Origin of the sequence: Undibacterium sp. TC9W, assembly GCF_049339865.1 — a bacterium.
In the GTDB taxonomy this organism is placed as follows: Bacteria; Pseudomonadota; Gammaproteobacteria; order Burkholderiales; family Burkholderiaceae_D; genus Undibacterium.
This window is the reverse complement of record NZ_JBMPPJ010000003.1, coordinates 220,641-239,881: the sequence shown is the minus strand read 5'-3', so window position 1 is coordinate 239,881 and position 19,241 is coordinate 220,641. Positions and strand designations below refer to the sequence as shown.

15 protein-coding genes are annotated in these 19,241 nt (G+C 52.0%); 9 read left to right on the top strand and 6 right to left on the bottom strand.

Annotated features, from left to right (window positions below):
- Nucleotides 1-58: 58 nt before the first annotated feature.
- Nucleotides 59-463 carry a tautomerase family protein gene (locus ACO0LN_RS05200; protein WP_422971631.1) on the bottom strand — a complete coding sequence of 135 codons (405 nt, stop codon included), beginning with the start codon at nt 461-463 and terminating at the stop codon, nt 59-61.
- 117 nt (nt 464-580) lie between these two features.
- Here ACO0LN_RS05200 and ACO0LN_RS05195 point away from each other — a divergent pair, with 117 nt between their 5' ends.
- From ACO0LN_RS05195 to ACO0LN_RS05170, 6 genes are all read left to right on the top strand, one after another.
- On the top strand, nt 581-1,498 hold the full coding sequence (locus ACO0LN_RS05195) for a LysR substrate-binding domain-containing protein (RefSeq protein ID WP_422971629.1): 918 nt from the start codon (nt 581-583) through the stop codon (nt 1,496-1,498).
- 110 nt (nt 1,499-1,608) lie between these two features.
- Entirely contained in the window at nt 1,609-3,111 is a 1,503-nt protein-coding gene (locus ACO0LN_RS05190) for a DUF4331 domain-containing protein (protein ID WP_422971627.1), read from the top strand.
- Between the two features lie 41 nt (nt 3,112-3,152).
- Nucleotides 3,153-3,416: a hypothetical protein gene (locus tag ACO0LN_RS05185; protein WP_162044238.1), complete on the top strand. Its 264-nt coding sequence runs from the start codon at nt 3,153-3,155 to the stop codon at nt 3,414-3,416.
- 130 nt (nt 3,417-3,546) lie between these two features.
- Entirely contained in the window at nt 3,547-4,704 is a 1,158-nt protein-coding gene (locus tag ACO0LN_RS05180) for a tetratricopeptide repeat protein (RefSeq protein ID WP_422971625.1), read from the top strand.
- A complete protein-coding gene (locus tag ACO0LN_RS05175) occupies nt 4,701-5,858 on the top strand; it encodes a HupE/UreJ family protein (protein ID WP_422971623.1) in 1,158 nt (385 codons plus the stop codon). Before ACO0LN_RS05180 ends, ACO0LN_RS05175 begins: the two co-directional genes overlap by 4 nt.
- A 156-nt stretch (nt 5,859-6,014) precedes the next feature.
- Nucleotides 6,015-8,426 carry a prolyl oligopeptidase family serine peptidase gene (locus ACO0LN_RS05170; RefSeq protein ID WP_422971621.1) on the top strand — a complete coding sequence of 804 codons (2,412 nt, stop codon included), beginning with the start codon at nt 6,015-6,017 and terminating at the stop codon, nt 8,424-8,426.
- A gap of 95 nt (nt 8,427-8,521) precedes the next feature.
- Here ACO0LN_RS05170 and ACO0LN_RS05165 read toward each other — a convergent pair whose 3' ends face one another.
- Complete coding sequence (locus ACO0LN_RS05165; protein WP_110254571.1) at nt 8,522-9,697, bottom strand: acetyl-CoA C-acetyltransferase; 1,176 nt, start codon at nt 9,695-9,697, stop codon at nt 8,522-8,524.
- 190 nt (nt 9,698-9,887) lie between these two features.
- On the bottom strand, nt 9,888-10,781 hold the full coding sequence (locus ACO0LN_RS05160; protein WP_422971619.1) for a LysR family transcriptional regulator: 894 nt from the start codon (nt 10,779-10,781) through the stop codon (nt 9,888-9,890).
- Between the two features lie 125 nt (nt 10,782-10,906).
- Between ACO0LN_RS05160 and ACO0LN_RS05155 the strand changes: the two genes are divergently transcribed.
- Nucleotides 10,907-12,709: a sulfatase-like hydrolase/transferase gene (locus ACO0LN_RS05155; protein WP_422971617.1), complete on the top strand. Its 1,803-nt coding sequence runs from the start codon at nt 10,907-10,909 to the stop codon at nt 12,707-12,709.
- Nucleotides 12,710-12,735: 26 nt separating this feature from the next.
- Entirely contained in the window at nt 12,736-13,128 is a 393-nt protein-coding gene (locus ACO0LN_RS05150) for a hypothetical protein (protein WP_422971615.1), read from the top strand.
- Between the two features lie 97 nt (nt 13,129-13,225).
- On the opposite strand, the gene ACO0LN_RS05145 is transcribed toward ACO0LN_RS05150, so the two are convergent.
- The 3 genes from ACO0LN_RS05145 to ACO0LN_RS05135 form a co-directional block, all read right to left on the bottom strand.
- Nucleotides 13,226-13,789 (bottom strand): phasin family protein, encoded by a 564-nt coding sequence (locus tag ACO0LN_RS05145; RefSeq protein ID WP_422971613.1) that lies wholly within the window; start codon nt 13,787-13,789, stop codon nt 13,226-13,228.
- Between the two features lie 262 nt (nt 13,790-14,051).
- A complete protein-coding gene (locus ACO0LN_RS05140) occupies nt 14,052-14,534 on the bottom strand; it encodes a methylated-DNA--[protein]-cysteine S-methyltransferase (RefSeq protein WP_422971611.1) in 483 nt (160 codons plus the stop codon).
- Between the two features lie 9 nt (nt 14,535-14,543).
- Entirely contained in the window at nt 14,544-16,115 is a 1,572-nt protein-coding gene (locus ACO0LN_RS05135) for a DNA-3-methyladenine glycosylase 2 family protein (protein WP_422971609.1), read from the bottom strand.
- Between the two features lie 163 nt (nt 16,116-16,278).
- Here ACO0LN_RS05135 and ACO0LN_RS05130 point away from each other — a divergent pair, with 163 nt between their 5' ends.
- Nucleotides 16,279-19,158 carry an ATP-binding protein gene (locus tag ACO0LN_RS05130; protein WP_422971607.1) on the top strand — a complete coding sequence of 960 codons (2,880 nt, stop codon included), beginning with the start codon at nt 16,279-16,281 and terminating at the stop codon, nt 19,156-19,158.
- Nucleotides 19,159-19,241 lie beyond the last annotated feature (83 nt).

The window sequence follows — 19,241 nt, the reverse complement described above, 5'->3', positions numbered from 1 at the left end:
TTGCTGCACCTGCAAACAATTTGTCAGGGGCATGTCTCTTGCCAGCATTCCCAACTTTTCAGCCAGCGGCCACCTGCTGCACCAGCACCATGGCGAATTTGCCATTGCCTGTGGACCAATCGGAATAATCGTTTTCATGCATGAAGATGAAAACATCACTCTTTGCCACACCCGCATTGGCAACGAGGTTTTCTGCAATGTGGGCATACAGATCACGCTTCATGGCATCGCTACGACCACGCCTGAGGCTGATGTCGATGACCACCAATCTGTCTGAACGCGTAACGCCGTTGAAGCTGCGGCTATAAAAAAAATCTTCGGCTTCATAGCTACTGACAAGATTGAATAATTCGTCTTGCGGCATGCCTATGCTGCTGACCAGTGCCTGGTGTATGCCTTCGACGATAGCCTGGCGTTGTTCCTGGCTGGTACTTTTGCTGACATGGGTGCGGATGAATGGCATGTGATATTTCCTGTAATTAATAGAATGGAAAGTTAAGGCAACAAAGAGCATTTTCAGACAAAGCAATTTGAAAGAAAATCGATATTCACTCGCTCATATGTGCGATAAACTCACATAATGAAACGTCGCCTGCCACCCTTGAATGCACTCCGCGCCTTTGAAGCCGCCGCCAGGCTTGGGCGCATGACTGCCGCTGCCGATGAGCTGGCGGTGACACCCGGTGCCATCAGCCGCCAGGTCCAGCAACTGGAACAAAGCCTGGGTACGGTCTTGTTTGAAGGCTCCAAGAACCGCCCGCAACTGAGTGCCATGGGCAGGCAATTGCTGCCCGCGCTGACTGCTGCTTTTGACCAGATCGATGTTGCCGTGAATGCGGTGCGCAGTGACAATAGCGGTACGCTGGATGTTTGCTGTTTCAACACTTTCACGGTGAAATGGCTGATACCACGTTTGTATGATTTCAATTCCAGGTATCCGGATATTGATGTCAGGCTCAGTTCCACTGACCGTCGCCCCTACGCCACAACAGACACTGAACATGAGCGCTATGACCTGGTGATCAGTGTCGATGAAACGGGTGAAGAATCAGATGATAGTGACAGGATCTTGCCACTGTTTCAGGAATGGCTTGGGCCAGTACTTGCACCCACGCTGGCTGCCAGCATCAGGATAGCGACAGCAAATGACCTGAACGGAAAAGCCCTATTGCATACACGCACCAGGGCAAATGCCTGGCAAATGTGGGGGCTGGCGGCTGGTTGCGCGGCACCTGCGGCAGAGGGCAGGGAATTCGAGCACTATTACTTTACCCTGGAGGCCGCCATTGCCGGTCTGGGTGTCTGCATTGCTCCCTGGCATCTGGTAATAGACGATATACGCAGCGGCAGACTGATCGCGCCACTGGGTTTCAGTGCCAGCACTTATCGCTATGTCGCCCGGCGCAGCCGTAAGCAAGATAAAAAACTGGACCTGTTTTGTCACTGGCTGCAAAGCCAGGCAGCGCTAAGCCCTTTGCCGGGTGACAAACTGGAATAAACATTATTTTTAAATAATTGCATCCAAAACCAAATCTCCTGCGTAAGAACAGTGCCCGTAAAGTTTTTTAAATTTCGACGGTCATTTTTCCTACACTTCAGGAGTTGGTCATGAGACAAGTAACATCGAAGTTCAATCAAAAAATCCTGCTCGCCCTGGTCACGGCAGGTAGCCTGGGTGGCATAGCCTCGCTGCCGGCGCAGGCTTCCAGCCACCGCGAAGCACCGTTTATTACCCGCCACCCCAAAGTCGATGCTGCCGACTTCTATATGTTCCGCAGCTATGAGGCCAACCGCGCAGCCTTTACTACCCTGATTGCCAATTACTCCCCCTTGCAAGATTCTTATGGCGGCCCGAACTATTTCTCCATGGACCCGGACGCGCTGTATGAAATCCACATCGACAATGTCGGTGATGGCAAAGAACATTTGACTTTCCAATTCCGCTTCACCAATACCAATAGCGATGCGCAGTTTACTGTTGGCGGTAAGAAAGTTTCTATCCCGCTGGTCATCAATGGCGGTGCCATTGACGGTGTGAACCCTGCTGGTTTGAATGTACGCGAAACCTATACCGTCACCATGGTGACAGGCGACCGCCGCACTGGCACCCGCCAGGCGGTGACCAATGCCACCACTGGCTCCAGCACCTTTGACAAACCAGTTGATTACATCGGTAATAAATCGATTCCTGACTACGCCAGCTATGCTGCCAAGCATGTGTTTGCCGTCAATATTCCTGGTTGTACGACACCGGGTAAAGTGTTTGTCGGCCAGCGTAAAGACCCCTTCGTGGTCAACCTGGGTGAAACTTTTGACTTGATCAACATCAAGGCTCCTGCCACTGCATTTGATCCAAATGCAGAAAAAGCTGGCCATGATGACCTCGCCATGAAGAACGTCACTGCGATAGAAATGGAAGTGCCGACCAGTTGCCTGACCAATGGCAAGGAAGCCGTGATCGGCGGCTGGACGACAGCCAGCTTGCGCCAGGGCCGTGCGATTAACCCGACCCCAAGCAGCACAGGTGCGGCATCGAAGGAAGGTGGCGCATGGACGCAGGTATCACGTCTGGGCATGCCACTGGTGAATGAAGTCGTGATTGGTCTCAAGGACAAGGATCAATTCAACCATAGCAAACCTAGTGGCGATGCACAGTTCATCAACTATGTGACCAACCCTACCCTGCCTGCATTGGTAGAAGTATTGTTTGGCAGCGCTGGTGTCAAGGCACCAACCAACTTCCCGCGTAATGATCTGGTCGCCGCTTTCCTGACAGGTATCAAGGGTGTCAATCAGCCTGCAACAGTCACACCATCTGAAATGCTGCGTCTGAATACCACAACGCCTGTCAGTGCAACGCAAAATCGCCTGGGTGTCATCGCTGGTGACAGTGCTGGTTTCCCTAATGGCCGCCGTCCAGGCGATGACGTGGTAGATATCGCCTTGCGTGTAGTCATGGGGCGCTTGTGCACACTCAGCATAGGTTGCGTACCAGCTGATGCACCAGCCGGCAGCATCGATTTCACTGATGGCGCCTATCTGGATAGCAGCTTCATTGACAATGCCTTCCCTTACCTGAAAACCCCTGTGGCTGGCGCACTGAAACGCTAAACGTTTCGGTTCATTTTGCACACCATACTCAAGGAGTAATCATGAAAGCAAGACATACCTATCTGATCGCCGGCACATTACTGACGCTCATGCTGGCAGGCTGTGGCGGCAGTTCCAGCCCCGCAACCAGTACCACGACGCCCGGTACTGGCACCGGAACAGGGACGACCACACCTACGGTCATCGATACCTTCACGCAATATGTGCTGAACCTGTTCGGAGCAGCAGATACGGCAGAACCGCAATCCATCGATGCAGCGGTAGTCACAGCGCCGGAAGCAACTGAACCTGTCAGTGTCAACTAGACAGACCGTGGTAGCCAACTGAAGTTGCGGGCTCAGGACATGTTATTTTCTGCATGTCCTGAGCCCGCCCATGAATTTTGAGATGCAAAAAAATATGCACCTGCCTCGATTTTTTTCTGCGCTGTTGATCATGTTCAGCCTTGTCAGCCTTGCCTTTGAAGCGCAGGCAACGCCATTTATTCCCAGCAATGGCAAACAGGTGCTGGAACAATTGCCATCCCGCACAGACCATGCGCAACGTGCCTTTGCCGAATTGCGCAAACGTCTGGCAGCAAACCCAAGCAACCCCGCCGTTGCAAGCGAACTGGCACAAACTTATATCAATGCTGCCCGCAATGACGGTGACCCGCGTTATCTAGGCTATGCACAGGCAGTATTGAAACCTTGGTGGAGTTTGCCAAATCCGCCCATCAGCGTGTTGGTGTTGCGTGCCACCATACTGCAAAGTACACACCAATTTCCTGAAGCCTTGCTAGACCTGAACAGTGTCTTGAAGCAGGATAGGGACAATGCCCAGGCCTGGCTAACGCGTGCCACGGTCTTGCAAGTACAGGGCCAGTTTGCCCAGGCCAAAGCCAGTTGCATGCACCTTTATCCTCTGGCACCTGAACTGGTCACACTGACCTGCCTGCATAATGTCGGCAGCCTGAATGGCGACGCTACCAACAGTTATGCAACGCTTGCTACAGCCTACAAAAAATATGAAAAAAATGCAGATAGCGATGCAGGGACAAAAATCTGGGTCACGACACTGCTGGCAGAAATGGCTGCCAGACTGGGCGATGTCAATGCAGCCGAAGCCTGGTATAAGACAGCCCTGACACTGGCATCACCAGACAGCTATCTGCTGGGTTCTTATGCCGACTTTTTACTGGATCAACAAAGACCTGCTGAAGTCGTCAAGCTGTTGAAAGAAAAAACCAGGGTCGATGCATTATTGCTGCGCTATGCGCTGGCCTTGAAAGTACAAAAATCGCCGCTTGCAGCCGGGCAAATCAGCTTGCTCGATCAGCGTTTTGAAGCCGCCATGCTGCGCGGCGACACTGTGCACCAGCGCGAGCAGGCGCGCTATGAATTACATTTAAAAAACCACCCGGCCATCGCCCTGAAACTGGCGCAACTGAATTGGGCCATACAAAAAGAAACCGCAGACTTGCGCATCTTGCTGGAAGCGGCCGCCGCACATGAGCCACAAGCTGCCGCGCCAGCGCTGGCATGGCTGAATCAAAACAAACTGCAAGACCTGGCGCTAAGACCAGTGCTCGCCAAACTGGGAGCCAAATCATGATACTCATTACCAAAAATTTACAGGCACGCAGTTTTATTGTGGCACTGGTATTCAGTTTGTTTAGTTTGATCAGTCTATCCGCCCATGCCCACAAACCCAGTGACAGTTACCTGACTCTGAGGGCAGACCAGACCGGTATCCATGGTCAATGGGATATTGCATTGCGCGACCTGGACTTTGCCATAGGCCTGGATGAAGATGGCAATGGTGAACTGACCTGGGATGAAGTGCGCAACAAACATGCCGACATCGCTGCTTATGCGCTGGCCAGACTGAAGATCAGTGCGGGTGACCAGCAATGCCCGTTGACAGCAGGCCAACAATTGATAGACCAGCATAGCGATGGTGCTTATACCGTATTGATGTTTGACAGCACCTGCATTGCTGAAAAAATCAAAGTGCAGTACCAGTTATTTTTTGATCTGGATACCCAGCACAAGGGCTTGCTTCGTTTGGTCAACGGGAAGAATGCGACGACTACCGCCATCTTCAGCCCCGAGCAGGCCAGCCAGGAATTTGTCGCGGCAGAGGTCAACAAGTGGCAGCAGTTCAGCGATTACATCTTTCATGGCATCTGGCATATCTGGATAGGTTTTGATCACATCCTGTTTTTATTGTCCTTGTTACTGCCTGCCGTACTGGTGCTGAAAGCAGGTAAGTGGCAAGCAGCCAGCAGCTTTAAAGCAGCCGCCATCGATGTCTTGAAAATAGTCACGGCATTTACGGTTGCCCATTCAATTACCCTGACACTGGCTACGCTGAATGTACTGGCGTTGCCATCACGGCTGGTGGAATCGGCGATTGCGGCATCCGTGATTTTGGCGGCGTTGAATAATCTGTTCCCGCTATTCCAGGGAAAGCGCTGGCTGGTAGCATTCACTTTTGGGCTTATTCATGGTTTTGGTTTTGCCAGCGTGTTGGCCGACCTGGGCTTGCCGCAATCGGCATTGGTGCTGGCACTGGTCGGTTTTAATCTAGGTGTGGAAATAGGGCAGTTGACCATCGTTGCAGGCTTTTTACCCCTGGCTTATTTGCTGCGCCGCCACTGGCTGTATCAGCGTGCCATCGTGCAGGTGGGTTCAGTGCTGATCATCCTGATTGCGCTGCTGTGGTTCATCGAACGCGCCTTCAACATGCGTCTGATTTCATCTTAGCGACAGACCTGTCCCCGGCTGTTTTCTATTTATACCAATATGGTTATGAGTGTAGAAGAAAACAGCATATTTCAAATATATTGCGGTGCTAGAATAAAGCTTCTGACTCTGGTTGATTGCCAGGGCTGGTGCATATAAATTCAACCGGGGATATTAATGAAAAGCAAACTGAGTCTGCTCTTGCTGGCTGCGCTGGGCGCCAATGCGGGTGCGCAGGAAAATCTGAACTATCAAAAACCGCCGCAAGCGATACTGGAGCTCGCTGACTTCCAGCGTGCCCCTGTCGTGAGCATGGATAGTCACAGAAAGATGCTGCTGCTCAGTTATCGCAATACTTATAAATCACTGAATGATCTGAGCCAGACTGAAATGCGTCTGGCCGGTTTGCGCATCAACCCGGTTACCAACATCTCCAGTACTCTAACGTATGTCAATAATCTGAAATTGCGTAAAGTCGATGCGACAGAAGAAATACAGGTCAAGGGCTTGCCAGAAAACCCGCTGATCAGCCATGTCAAATGGTCCCCGAATGAAAAGAAGATTGCCTTCACCAATACAGCAGCCAAAGGTGTAGAGCTGTGGGTCATCGATGTGGAAACAGCAACGGCAAAAAAACTGACAGAGGCCAACCTGAATGCCAATCTGGGAGCGCCGTTTGACTGGTACAGGGATAGTGAAAGTCTGCTCATCAAGGTTTTGCCCAAGAACCGCCCAGCCTTGCTGGATGCCAGCAAGGATTTGCCAAGCGGCCCTATCATCTCCACATCCAGCGGTGCGGCATCGCAGAACCGCACTTATGCTGATCTGTTGAAGAACCAGAATGACGAAAGCAATTTCGTCAACCTGACAACTTCTGAGCTGCATAAAGTCAGCCTTAATGGCAAGAGCAGTTTATTCAAGAAGGCTGATATGTTCGCTGAAGTCAGCTTTTCTCCTGACGGCAAATACCTGCAGATCAGTACCATACAAAAACCTTTCTCTTACGTGGTTCCGCTTGATCGTTTCCCTACAAAAACCATCGTCAGCGATTTGGCTGGCAAGCAGATCAAGGTCGTTGATGAATCACCTTTGCATGAAATCATCCCCAAGGGTTTTAGTGCTGTTGCAGTTGGCAAACGGCAGCTGGACTGGCGCGCAGACAAGGCAGCCAGCCTGACTTATGTACAGGCACTTGACGGTGGTGACCCGGCCAATAAGGCAGAGTTCCGTGATGAAGTATTTTCCTGGGATGCGCCTTTCGACAAGCCGGCTATCTCGCTGGTAAAAGTCGCACAGCGTTATAACGGCATCGTCTGGGGCAATGACAATCTGGCGGTTGTCAGTGACGGCTGGTATGACACACGCAATACCAAGGCCTATCTGTTCAACCCGTCCAATCCGGCAGAAGCACCACGCCTGATCTCTGACCGTAACATGCAGGATATCTATTCTGATCCTGGCCGCTTTGAAACCAAATACAACCAGTATCACCGCCGTGTGCTGGCGATAGAAGATAACAAGGCCTATCTGCTGGGCGCTGGTCATACCAAAAAAGGTCAGTTCCCTTTCATCGATGAACTCGATCTGGCCAGCCTGAAAAAGAACCGCCTGTATCAATCGACTTATACCGACAAGGTAGAAAACATCGTCTCGATAGAAGATGTCAAAAAAGGCGATGTGCTGGTGCAAATACAGTCGAAGACTGAATACCCGAATTATTACTTCCGTAATATCAAGGGCGGCAATCAACTCACACCCGTAACCCAATTCAAGAACCCATTCATGGGCTTGAAGGATGTCTCGAAAGAAGTCATCAAATACAAGCGCAAGGACGGCGTGGAATTGTCTGGCACCCTGTACCTGCCTGCCAATTACGACAAGAGCAAGAAAGACAAACTGCCTTTGCTGATCTGGGCTTACCCGGCAGAATTCAAGGACAAGAATTCTGCAGGACAAAGCAAGCATAATGAAAACCTGTTCACCTTCCCCAGCACTGCCTCATTCATTTATTGGACAGCACGCGGCTATGCAGTACTCGATGACGCGGCCTTCCCCATCATCGGCGAGGGCAAGACCGAGCCGAACGATAACTTCATCCCGCAACTGGTCGATAATGCCGAAGCGGCGATTGATGCTGTGGATGCTCTGGGTTATATAGACCGCAAGCGTGTTGCAGTTGGCGGCCATTCTTATGGTGCGTTCATGACAGCAAACCTGCTGACGCATTCAAAACTGTTTGCCTGCGGTATTGCACGCAGTGGTGCGTATAACCGTACGCTGACGCCATTTGGTTTCCAGAGTGAGCAGCGCAACTACTGGGAAAGCTCCGACGTGTATAACAAGATGTCTCCTTTCATGAGTGCCGACAAAATGAAGACCCCGCTATTGCTGGTGCATGGCGAGGCGGATAATAATCCCGGTACATTTACCCTGCAAACCGAGCGTTATTTCCAGGCCCTGAAAGGCCTGGGCGCACCGGTACGCATGGTGATACTACCGAAAGAAAGCCATAGCTATGCAGCCAGGGAAAACATCATGCATTTGCTGTGGGAACAGGATCAGTTCCTGGAGAAATGCCTGAAAAAATAAGTAAGCACTGATGACAATAAAAAACCGCCAGATTATTCTGGCGGTTTTTTTCTATCCCAATCTTGCAAATCAATTTTTGCAAATGCGAGTAAGGCTTAACGCTCTATCGCCAGCGCCACACCCATACCACCACCTATACACAAACTCGCAAGACCTTTTTTGGCATCGCGGCGTATCATTTCATGGATCAGGCTGACCAGGATGCGGGCACCTGATGCGCCGATAGGGTGGCCAATCGCAATCGCACCGCCATTGACATTGATCTTGCTGGTGTCCCAGCCCATTTCTTTATTGACGCCGATCGCCTGTGCGGCAAAGGCTTCATTGATTTCCATCAAATCCAGGTCCTGATGTGTCCAGCCTGCTTTTTTGAGGCAGAGCTGGGCGGCGGGTACCGGGCCCATTCCCATAATGGTAGGATCGACACCGGCAGAAGAGTAGGCCTTGATACGGGCCAGCACTGGCAAACCCAGTTGCTCGGCTCTTTGTGCAGTCATCATGATGACTGCAGCAGCACCATCATTGAGGCCAGATGCATTACCGGCAGTGACGGTACCATTCTTGTCAAATGCCGGACGCAAGGATGCCAGCGATTCCAGCGTGGTGCCATGCTTGATGAATTCATCCGTATCAAACACAGTTGTACCTTTTTTGCTGACCAGTTCAAATGGTATGATTTCATCCTTGAACTTGCCGGCTTTTTGCGCGGCTTCTGCCTTGTTTTGAGATGCCAGGGCAAACAGGTCTTGCTCTTCACGGGTCACGCCGTATTTCTTGGCGACGTTTTCTGCCGTGATGCCCATGTGGTATTGGTTATACACATCCCACAGGCCATCGACGATCATGGTATCGACCAGTTTGGCGTCGCCCATGCGGAAGCCATCACGTGAGCCATTCAATACATGTGGCGAAGCGCTCATGTTTTCCTGGCCACCGGCGATAATGATGTCAGCATCGCCAGCCTTGATGGCTTGTGCTGCCAGGTGGGTCGCTTTGAGGCCGCTGCCGCATACCTTGTTGATGGTGAAAGCCGGTACCATGTCTGGCAAACCAGCACGGATGACAGCCTGGCGGGCGGCATTCTGGCCTACGCCGGCGGTCAGTACCTGACCCAGGATGACTTCACTGATCAGATCGCCGCTCAGGCCGGTTTTTGCCAGCAAGGCCTTGATGACATGGGCACCCAGGTCGGAAGCAGCGGTTTTTGCCAAAGAGCCACCAAATTTGCCTACTGCAGTACGGCCTGCAGCTACGATTACCACGTCTTGCATGTGAATTCTCCTGGTTTTGTCCCTGAGTTCAGGGGATGGTCAAATAAATGCTGCTTAATTCTGTACTAAGTCCTGCATATAGAATACATGCTCTAGCTTACCACTGCTCGCGCCCGGCTGAGTTTACGGGCTTTAAAAAAGATGGTGTTTTGCCATGTGTGGTTCTTGATCCTGCTCAAAACCATGCGCTTTATATATGTGCTGCGACCCTGGCCAATACCAGTTCTGCCATAGGTGACAGGCTGCGTCTTGCCAGGCTGACCACACCAATTTCTGCCTGCATGGTTTGCCAGCCATCAGCCTTGAGCTCGATCAGCTCACCGGAACTGAGTTCTTCTGCCACTGCTGCCTTAGTACACAAGAGTATTGCGTCGCTATGCCTGGCCACATGTTTGAGTACATAGATATTGTCGCAAGTCGTCACCAGCGGCAGGTCCTGGCCAGGCTCCAGGCCAAAAGCGTTGCGCATGGCAGGCAGGAAAATATCTGCCAGATACACGCTGGCATAACTGGCGCTTTGCAAGTCTTGCAGGCTCAACTTCGCTTTCAAGGTCAGTGGGTGCTCACGGCGGCAATACAGGCCGCCTGTTTGCCGGGTCAGATGCCGGAGCTGTATATGCTTGTCCGGCGTCAGGCTGCGGGTGTCGGCGATAAAAAATTCCAGCTTTTCTGCCAACAGGTGTTCCATCAGGGTGTCGCTATTATTCACTTCGAGCACGGTACGCATGCGTGGGTAGGTGTTTGCCAGTTCAGTCAGTACGGCTGGCAAAAAACTGGCTGCAGGAAAAGGCCCGGCCCCAAAAATGATCTGGCCACTTTCACCATCGCGCAGTTGTGCCATTTCCTGTTTGAGGTTATTTGCCGCATACAGCAAATCACGGGCGCGCGTGATCAGTTGCCTGCCAGCAGCAGTGGCCGTGGCACCCGCCTGGTCCCGGTCAAACAGGCGCATGCCCAGTTCATCTTCGAGACCGGAAATGCTACGGCTCAATGCCGGCTGGCTAAGATTGAGCTTGTCAGCGGCACGGGCAAAATTGCCTTGCTCTGCCAGTACGACGACATGTTTGAGTTTTTTCAGGTTCATCAGCAGGCCATACCTTCAAGGTATCAACACGATAATTATAATGCACTGGACGTATGGACTTAAGTGCCGGACACTGCTTGGTATTACGAGCCGATCACGAGCCGGTTAAGTTTAAGGGGGTAGATATGGCAGATCAGTCAGACAATCGGTCAGGTAAAATCAGCCGCAGAAAAGTACTGGCCGCGATGGCGGGCATAGGCCTGGCAGCGGCCTTGGGCGACGTGGCCGACCGGCAGCACAGACCGCGCAGCATACCCAAGGTGCCGGGAGCAATGACAGACCAAGGTTTGCGCCAGCGGCGGCCAAATATCCTGCTGATCGTGAATGACCAGTTGCGTCACTGGCAAGACTTGCCATCTGGCCTGGGCTTGTCTGCCCATGAAATGTTGCTGGAACAAGGCACAGGCTTGATGAATTTCCATGCAAATACCACGCCTTGCTCGCCTTCACGCTCGAATATGTATTTTGGTCAGCATACCCAGCACACCCTGATGACGGCGAATGTCGATGCGCCACCTTCTTTTCCCAAACTGGCAGATGACTTGCCCAGCCTCGGACATTTGTTAAGGGCACAGGCTTATTACACTGCGTATAAAGGCAAATGGCATTTAAGCCACCTGCGAGCCGACCCTGGCCTGGTGTATGGGCCTTATCCAACGACAGAAAATGCATTGGAGCCTTATGGCTTCTCTGACTACAACACCGATGGCGATCCCCATGGTTCTACCTGGACCGGCTACCGCTATGACGGGCAAATCGCCAGCAATGCGGTGCAGTGGTTGAACACGAAAGGGCGCGCCATGCGGGGCAAGCAATCGTGGTTTCTGGCGGTGAATTTTGTGAATCCACATGATGTCATGTATGTCAGCACTGGCGATGCACAAGTGGCCAGCCGGCAGCAGCGCAACATGTTGTCGCCTTTATCGACCCCACCCACAGGCGGAGTTTACGACAAATACTGGGACCTGCCTTTGCCGGACAGTTATTACCAGGATAAATTGATCGGCAAACCCTGGGCCACCAGCTCTTACATAGAAATGTGTAACTGGCTATACGGCCATATAGACCCCAACGATGAAGCTGCCTGGCGCGCCTATCAAAGTTATTACTTCAATTGCGTGCGCGATGTCGATAGCCATGCCCTGACGGTGTTGCAGGCACTGCAAAAGCTGGGCATGGATAAGGACACCATCGTCATCTATACCTCGGACCACGGCGAAATGGCAGGTGCCCACAAGCTGCGCCAAAAGGGGCCCTTCATGTATAAGGAAAACATGCGCCTGCCCTTCATCGTGCGCCACCCTGATGTGGCGGGTGGCAAGATGACGAATGCCCTGGGTTCACATATGGACTTGGTGCCCACTATCCTTGGCATGGCTGGCGTAGATGTGCGTGCACTTGCAGAAAAATATCCTTATCTGAAGGGTGTCGATATCAGTGCCGCCATCAGCACAACTGGCGCGACCACAGAGCGCGATAAAAAAGGCATCTTGTTCAACTACGGCATCCCTCTGTATATGGACCCGGAATTTTCACGCAAGGGGGCAAAAATCGGCAAGATATATAACAAGCTGAACTCGCTTTTCATCGGTTTTGAAAGCGGCCAGTTTTTACCTAGCCTGGAAAACCCCGCTCTGTTCCGCGGCATCCATGATGGCCGTTATAAATTTGCCCGTTATTTCAAACCTGCCGATCATCACCAGCCACGTGACTGGCAAAATCTGAGAACACGTAACCAGCTTGAGCTTTATGATACGCAAACCGACCCGAACGAAATCACCAACCTGGCCGCGAACCCTGAGCAGCACAAGGATTTGCTGCTGGACTTGAATCAGAGATTGAATACATTGATCAGTACTGAAGTGGGAGATGATCTGGGCAGGGAATTACCAGGGCCTGCATTTTTATATCAACAGAGAAAAAGCTAATAAAAAGCTAATAAGTAGGGGAGACCATGCAAGAAAAAATAATACGCAAGATCCTGTATGTCAGCGGCACTGTCACCATGCTGGCGGGCCTGCAGTTTATCGCGCCCACGTTGTTCCTGCAGGCATCAGGCATGCAGGTAGGTGATGTGACTGGCCAGTTCTTTGCACGGCACTGGGGTTTGATGGCTTTTGTGTTGGGTGCACTGATTATCTATGCGGTTAAACAAACGCAGGCAAGAAAGGCGATTTTATTGGCAGCAGCAGTTGAGAAACTGGGGCTGGTGACCATGGTCGCCATCAACTGGGCAGAGCCAGCCTTGCAGGGTCTGCATATTGCCGCTTTTTTTGATGGTGCTTGCGTGGTGCTGTATTTGATTTATTTATTGGGTAAACAACCGAATCAGCAAGCGTCAACCTGAATTCCAGCTACCCATGAAAAAATCCCCTCATGCGAACATCAGGGGATTTTTTTACTGCAACTCAATTTACATTGAGTCTGAATCTGCAATTGCTAAATTACTTCTTTTTAGCAGTTGCTTTTTCAGCCGCTTGTGTGAACTGCTGGGTAGCCTTGGTCAGGTTTTCTTCCAGAGTTTGGACAGCTTGCTTGGTTGTTTTGGACAGTTGCTCGTAACCTGCGTTGATGTTGCCAACAACAGATTTCAAGGCTGTAACAGCTTGTTCGGAACCAGCTGGTGCATTTTTAGTCACTTCGTCGATCAGGGAAATCACTTTAGTATTTGTTTCAGCGATGTGCGCTTCAACTGCTTTAGTGAATTCTTGCTGAGTTGCTGTTGTGATAGTTGCCAGATGACGGCCATAAGCCAGGGCTTTTTCAGCATTTGGCTGAGCTTGCGCTGCAGACAAAGCGAAAAATTCTTGTGGGTCTTTGGCGCTCAACAGTTGTTTGGCAGTAGCAGTACCTTCTTCGAAACTTGCCTTGGCAGCATTGACGTTCAGAGCAAACAACTGCTCCAGGCCTTCAAATGCTTTTTTGTTCAGGGAAGTCAGGGAAGCGAATTGCGCTTCCAGGTTAGCTTTAGTCGTAGCGATAAATTGTTCTGGTGTATTGGTAGTCATGGCATTCTCCGGTAAATGGAATTAAGTGGCTTAACAGCGTTAATGTTCGGCAGCGCTTTCCACGAATTATTGAATGGTGCACCGCAACAAATACGATTCTACACGTAGAATTTAAAACGTCAAGCACTTTTTGTGCATCGCACCAAAATTAGCTAAATGATATTTTCAGATATACATTTGCTTTTAACGAAAATACCCGCGATGCTCATTTCGCTGCTTACTCTTTAAGCACTGATCATTCATGACTGCCACAGCAATATTGCTATTTAGAAAATTTTCTTTCCAGCATCAATAAGGCCTCCTTATTCTGTAAGCCACCCGCATAACCAGTCAATGCACCATTGCTGGCGATGACCCTGTGGCAGGGAATGATGATGGATAGGGGATTACGCCCATTCGCCGCCCCCACAGCGCGCACCGCCATGGGTCTGGCTATACCCTGTGCCAGTGCCAGATAACTGCTGGTCTGGGCGAAGGGTATGCGGCGCAAGGCTGCCCATACTTCTTGCTGAAAATCAGTACCTGCCGATAAATCCAGTGGCAAATCAAAATCCTGGCGCTGGCCGGCAAAATATTCCTGCAGTTGCTGACGTGCCTGGTTCAGGATGGGATCAGACTCATCTTCCTGCCAGCCTGCGCTGCCTTTGAAGTGTTTGTGATTTTCAAAATACACACCACTGAGGCCACGCTCACTGGCGGCTAACAGTAATTGCCCTACCGGGCTGTTGTAGTTCAGGTATTTCATGATCTTTCCTTATTGTTGACTTAATGATTGCCACAGCAATAAAGCTGCATACGCCCGCCACGGTGCCCAGGGCTGGGCGACAGCCAGTAATTGTTTTTCCGTCAGGCGCTCGCTTGCTGGTGTTGTTGGTGTCGCCGGGGTTGCCAGGATTGCGGCAGCTTTTTGCAAACCCAGGTCACCTGCCGGAAAGGCATCTGAAAAACGCAGGGCACGCATGGCAATATATTGCGCGGTCCACTCACCTATGCCTTTGACGGTCTTGAGCCTGGCTACCATCTCGTCCGAGCTGGCCGCCAACTGCCTTTGCAAGCCGCCATCAAGTGCAAACCGGGCAATGTTTTGCAAAGTGGCAGCACGGGCACCGGGTATACCTATGCCCGCCAGCTCATCTATCGACAAGCCAGCGATAGTTTGCGGGCTGGGGAAATGATGGGTAACAGCCGCAAACGGGGTAAGCACTGGCTGACCAAAGCGGGTCACCAGCCTGCCAGCCACGGTAGTAGCACCGGCCACGCTGACTTGCTGGCCCAGCACGGCACGGATGGCCAGCTCAAAACTGTTGAAGGCACCGGGCACACGCATGCCGGGCGTGCGCAGGATTTGCCCCGCCAGCAAGCTGTCTGTTTGCAAATGGCTCTGGATAACGGCGGGATTGGCTTCCAGGTCAAACTGCTGCCTGACTCTCGCCATGAGTGGCATGAGTACCGGGGCCAGTGAAGGTGAGACTTGCAGGCTGAGTTGCTGTTTGGCTGACAGGTGGGCGACTTTGAGCCAGCCTTCCAGGCCGTCCATCTGTACGCTGCGTACATAGGCCTTGCCGCCTTTTTCATCGATGACGGCTTCCAGCCCCGGCATGGCGCGCCCGCCAAAGTAAGTAATCACTGCGTCCCAGGCATAAGGCGGGCGGTAGGCCAGTTTCAGGCTGACGCCTTCACCAGCGCTATCAGCTGCGCGGCGTATCGAACCCGGTGCCATTTGATAGCGTTCTGAAAACAGGGCATTAAAGCGCCTGACGCTGCCAAAACCGGCGGCAAAGGCTATCTCGGCCATGCCCAGCTGGGTTTCTTGCAGCAGTTTTTTTGCAAACAATAAACGCTGGGTCTGTGCCAACTCGACTGGTGTCACACCAAATTCCTGCAGCATGACGCGGCGCAACTGGCGTGAAGACAGGCCAACCTGCTCAGAAAAACTTTCTATATCGGTTTCATTCAGGGCACCATCGGCAATTCTTTGCCAGATCGCATGGGCAAGATTTTGCTGTATCGCATACGGTGCCAGTTCAGGGCGGCAGCGCAGGCAGGGGCGAAAACCGGCGGCCTCAGCCGCTGCTGCGCTGCTGAAAAATTCGCAGGACGATTCACGCGGCGTCTTGACGCCACACACCGGGCGGCAATACACACCGGTGGTTTTAACGCCGGTAAAAAACACCCCATCGAAACGGCTGTCCTTGGCGGCGAGGGCACGGTAATAACATTGCTTCTGCGTCAAACCCTCACTGGCCTCAGTCAGCATCAGGCTGGTCGCATCGGGTAGCACTGCTGCCTGAGCTTTGCCCTGCATGGTAGGTATCTGCTGTTCCATAGCCGCCACTTTCTTGTGCGTAATCAATTCCGGGATAGTTAAAATTATGTACCCAATTTGCAAACTGCATTACTATCTTCAGGAATCGTTATACGCGAGTGCCAACCACTCTTCTAGCCATTTTCGGACAAACAAATCGGGAACCATGCGCCAGGCGCTGAATTTGAATCGCAATTTACACCGCATCGTCAAGACCGCGCGCAGACATCCGCGGCTGGCGACTTGCTTACTCGGGCAATTGAGCCTTCAGGCAGCTACAGCCGGGCAAACCGGCTTACAGCTTGACGCCTGTTACCAGCGCTATCTGATACTGGAGAGGCTGGGGCAGGCGCATTCCATGCAAAGCGAGCTCGAACAAGGCTTGCACATCGCTGAACAGCAGCAACTGACACGCCCTGCCGGGCTGATGTTGCTGGCCCTTGGCCGTATCTATTATACCCAGGGTGCTTATCGTGACGCCCTGATGTACTGGACGCGCTGCGTTGATCTGAGCAAGTTCAACCGCGACCAGGTAACACTGGTCGAAGCGCATATAGGGCTGGGGCAGATTTATGATGCCCTCGGTGATGGCAAAACTGCGGCGCGTTTTCATACCGATGCAGGTAGCCTGCTGGAGCAACTGAACGAGCCTTACCTGCTGTGCAAACAGATTATCAACCTGGGTGTCAATGAACTCCATACCGGTGAATTGCAGGAAGCTCAAGATTGCTTTCTGAAAGCGAAAGTATTGGCTGAGCAACATGCCATCCATGAATACCTGGCTGAGACTTACTGGTACCTGGGTCAGGTCGCCAGCAAAAATGCGCAACTGGAAGTCGCTGAAACCCATATCCGCACTGCACTGGAACTCGCTAATGCCTGCAATTATGTCTGGCTGAAAGGCGCCGTGCTGGATACGCTGGCCGACATCTTGCGAGCAGCGGGGCAATTCGATGAGGCGCTGGATGTCTATGGCAAGGCTCTGAGCTATTCAGATAAAGTCGCTTCACGCAGGCAAAAAGTACGCAGCCTGGCAGCACTGTCTGACATCCATGAACAGCAGGGCAACTGGCAACAGGCTCTGCACTTTGCCCGCCTGCATCAGCAAACCACCAGCGAGCTCAGTGAACTGGGGACGATGGACAGGTTCCATGAATTGCGGGCCTATGATTTGTCTCACAAGCCGCCGGTAGAAATTTTACTGGAACTGTCATCAAACCGCTTGCTGGAAGAAGGCCAGCAAGCTGAAGTATTGCAACTGATTACCGATACCTCGCTGGCCATCCTGAATACCGAGCTGGCAGCCATCTTCCTGATTGATGGCAATGGAGTAGGTCTGCATTGTCACGCCAGGGCTGGCAGCAGGCATGGCCTGATCAGGGCAGAAATGCCTTGCCAGAACCTGCCATTACTGATGCACATACTGCAACAGGATGAAGTGCCACTGGTTGGGCATGATATGCGTTTGCACGTGGTAGCAAATGAAATGCGTGCTTTGCTGGGGCAGGAAGAATTGCATTCGGCCTTGAAAATCTCGCTGCGCCTGCATGGTAAAAGCGTAGGCCTGATCTGTTTCGCCCATACCAGCGGCAGCAGGAACTGGTCGCGTGAAGATGTGCTGTTTGGCCGCCACCTGGGTAACCTGGTACAACAGGTGCTCAGCCATGCGGAACACGCCCAGACCCAGAAGCAACTCGAAGCCAGGGTGCTGGAGCGCACCGCCAGCCTGCAATTGCAGACCGAGCAATTACAGCAGGCACACAAGCATATCTATCGGCTCAGTGAAATAGGCAGGGAAATCACGTCCAGCCTGGACCGCGATACCATCATGGAGATCGTCTATCGCCACGTGCATGAGCTGATGGGTGCGGAAGTATTCGCCGTAGGCCTGTACCGGCCAGAGCAGGAAACCATAGAGTTCCCCTGCAATATCCTGCGTGGCCAGCGCATGTTGCCGTATATACGCGATATCAGGGACGAGGATTTATTATCAGTATGGTGTGTCACGCATCAGCAGCCCATCTTTATCAGCGATATCTATGGCGAATACCAGAATTACATCAGCGAAGCTGGCTTGCACAAGCTGACGGTAGATAGTGCCTATTTTGCCGGAATGGAAAAAGTCATTCCGGTCTCGCATATCTATGTTCCGCTGATGATCAAGGGCCGCACGATAGGCATCATTGCGATACAGAGCACGCAAAAAAATGCCTTCCAGCGCATGCATCTGGACATTGCCATGATGCTGGCAGCTTATACCGCAATAGCTGTGGAAAATGCCGAGACTTACCAGCAACTCTTAAAAGCACAACAAATCCTGGTCTCGCAAGAAAAACTGGCGGCACTGGGTTCACTGGTGGCGGGTATCGCCCATGAACTGAATACCCCCATAGGCAACAGCCTGCTGACTGCCACTACGCTGCAAGAACAGTCTGTCATTTTTTTGCGCAAGCTGACAGAAAATACCGTGAAGCGTTCTGACCTGAACCAGTTCACGGCCACTATCAATAATGCCAATGAGTTATTGCTGCGCAACCTCATGAGCGCGAGCGACCTGGTCAGCAGTTTCAAGCAAGTGTCAGTCGATCAGACCAGCCAGATGCGCCGCACATTTAATTTGCGCAAGACTACCCTGGAAGTCATACGCACCCTGCACAACCTGATACACAAGCGCGGCCATACGCTGGAAATTGATATCCCCGATGACATAGAACTCAACAGCTTTCCCGGCCCTTACGGACAGGTGCTGACCAATTTTATCAACAACGCACTGCTGCACGCTTTTGAAAACCGCGAAAATGGCAAGATGCAGTTGCGTGCCCACAAAACGCCAGACAATCAGGTGCAGGTCATCTTCAGCGACAATGGCAAGGGCATAGAAGCACAGGATTTGCGCAGGATATTTGACCCCTTTTTTACCACCAAGCTGGGCCAGGGTGGCAGCGGACTGGGACTCAGCATAGTCCACAACCTGGTGACCACCATCATGAACGGCGATATCGCAGTGGATAGTGCGCCAGGCATGGGCACGCGGCTTACCTTGAACCTGCCTCTTAATCCCTAAGTGCATGAACCCTGGCAAGACAGGCTGACTGCTGCGAGACACCATACCGTCATGGTGTTTTCGGCAGTCCACATGATTTTCTG

What these genes read in the sequence shown, in the direction of transcription:
- ACO0LN_RS05200 (WP_422971631.1), bottom strand. Translation starts at nt 463, where the DNA reads ATGCCATTCATCCGCACCCATGTCAGCAAAAGTACCAGCCAGGAACAA.
- ACO0LN_RS05195 (WP_422971629.1), top strand. Translation starts at nt 581, where the DNA reads ATGAAACGTCGCCTGCCACCCTTGAATGCACTCCGCGCCTTTGAAGCC.
- ACO0LN_RS05190 (WP_422971627.1), top strand. Translation starts at nt 1,609, where the DNA reads ATGAGACAAGTAACATCGAAGTTCAATCAAAAAATCCTGCTCGCCCTG.
- ACO0LN_RS05185 (WP_162044238.1), top strand. Translation starts at nt 3,153, where the DNA reads ATGAAAGCAAGACATACCTATCTGATCGCCGGCACATTACTGACGCTC.
- ACO0LN_RS05180 (WP_422971625.1), top strand. Translation starts at nt 3,547, where the DNA reads ATGTTCAGCCTTGTCAGCCTTGCCTTTGAAGCGCAGGCAACGCCATTT.
- ACO0LN_RS05175 (WP_422971623.1), top strand. Translation starts at nt 4,701, where the DNA reads ATGATACTCATTACCAAAAATTTACAGGCACGCAGTTTTATTGTGGCA.
- ACO0LN_RS05170 (WP_422971621.1), top strand. Translation starts at nt 6,015, where the DNA reads ATGAAAAGCAAACTGAGTCTGCTCTTGCTGGCTGCGCTGGGCGCCAAT.
- ACO0LN_RS05165 (WP_110254571.1), bottom strand. Translation starts at nt 9,697, where the DNA reads ATGCAAGACGTGGTAATCGTAGCTGCAGGCCGTACTGCAGTAGGCAAA.
- ACO0LN_RS05160 (WP_422971619.1), bottom strand. Translation starts at nt 10,781, where the DNA reads ATGAACCTGAAAAAACTCAAACATGTCGTCGTACTGGCAGAGCAAGGC.
- ACO0LN_RS05155 (WP_422971617.1), top strand. Translation starts at nt 10,907, where the DNA reads ATGGCAGATCAGTCAGACAATCGGTCAGGTAAAATCAGCCGCAGAAAA.
- ACO0LN_RS05150 (WP_422971615.1), top strand. Translation starts at nt 12,736, where the DNA reads ATGCAAGAAAAAATAATACGCAAGATCCTGTATGTCAGCGGCACTGTC.
- ACO0LN_RS05145 (WP_422971613.1), bottom strand. Translation starts at nt 13,789, where the DNA reads ATGACTACCAATACACCAGAACAATTTATCGCTACGACTAAAGCTAAC.
- ACO0LN_RS05140 (WP_422971611.1), bottom strand. Translation starts at nt 14,534, where the DNA reads ATGAAATACCTGAACTACAACAGCCCGGTAGGGCAATTACTGTTAGCC.
- ACO0LN_RS05135 (WP_422971609.1), bottom strand. Translation starts at nt 16,115, where the DNA reads ATGGAACAGCAGATACCTACCATGCAGGGCAAAGCTCAGGCAGCAGTG.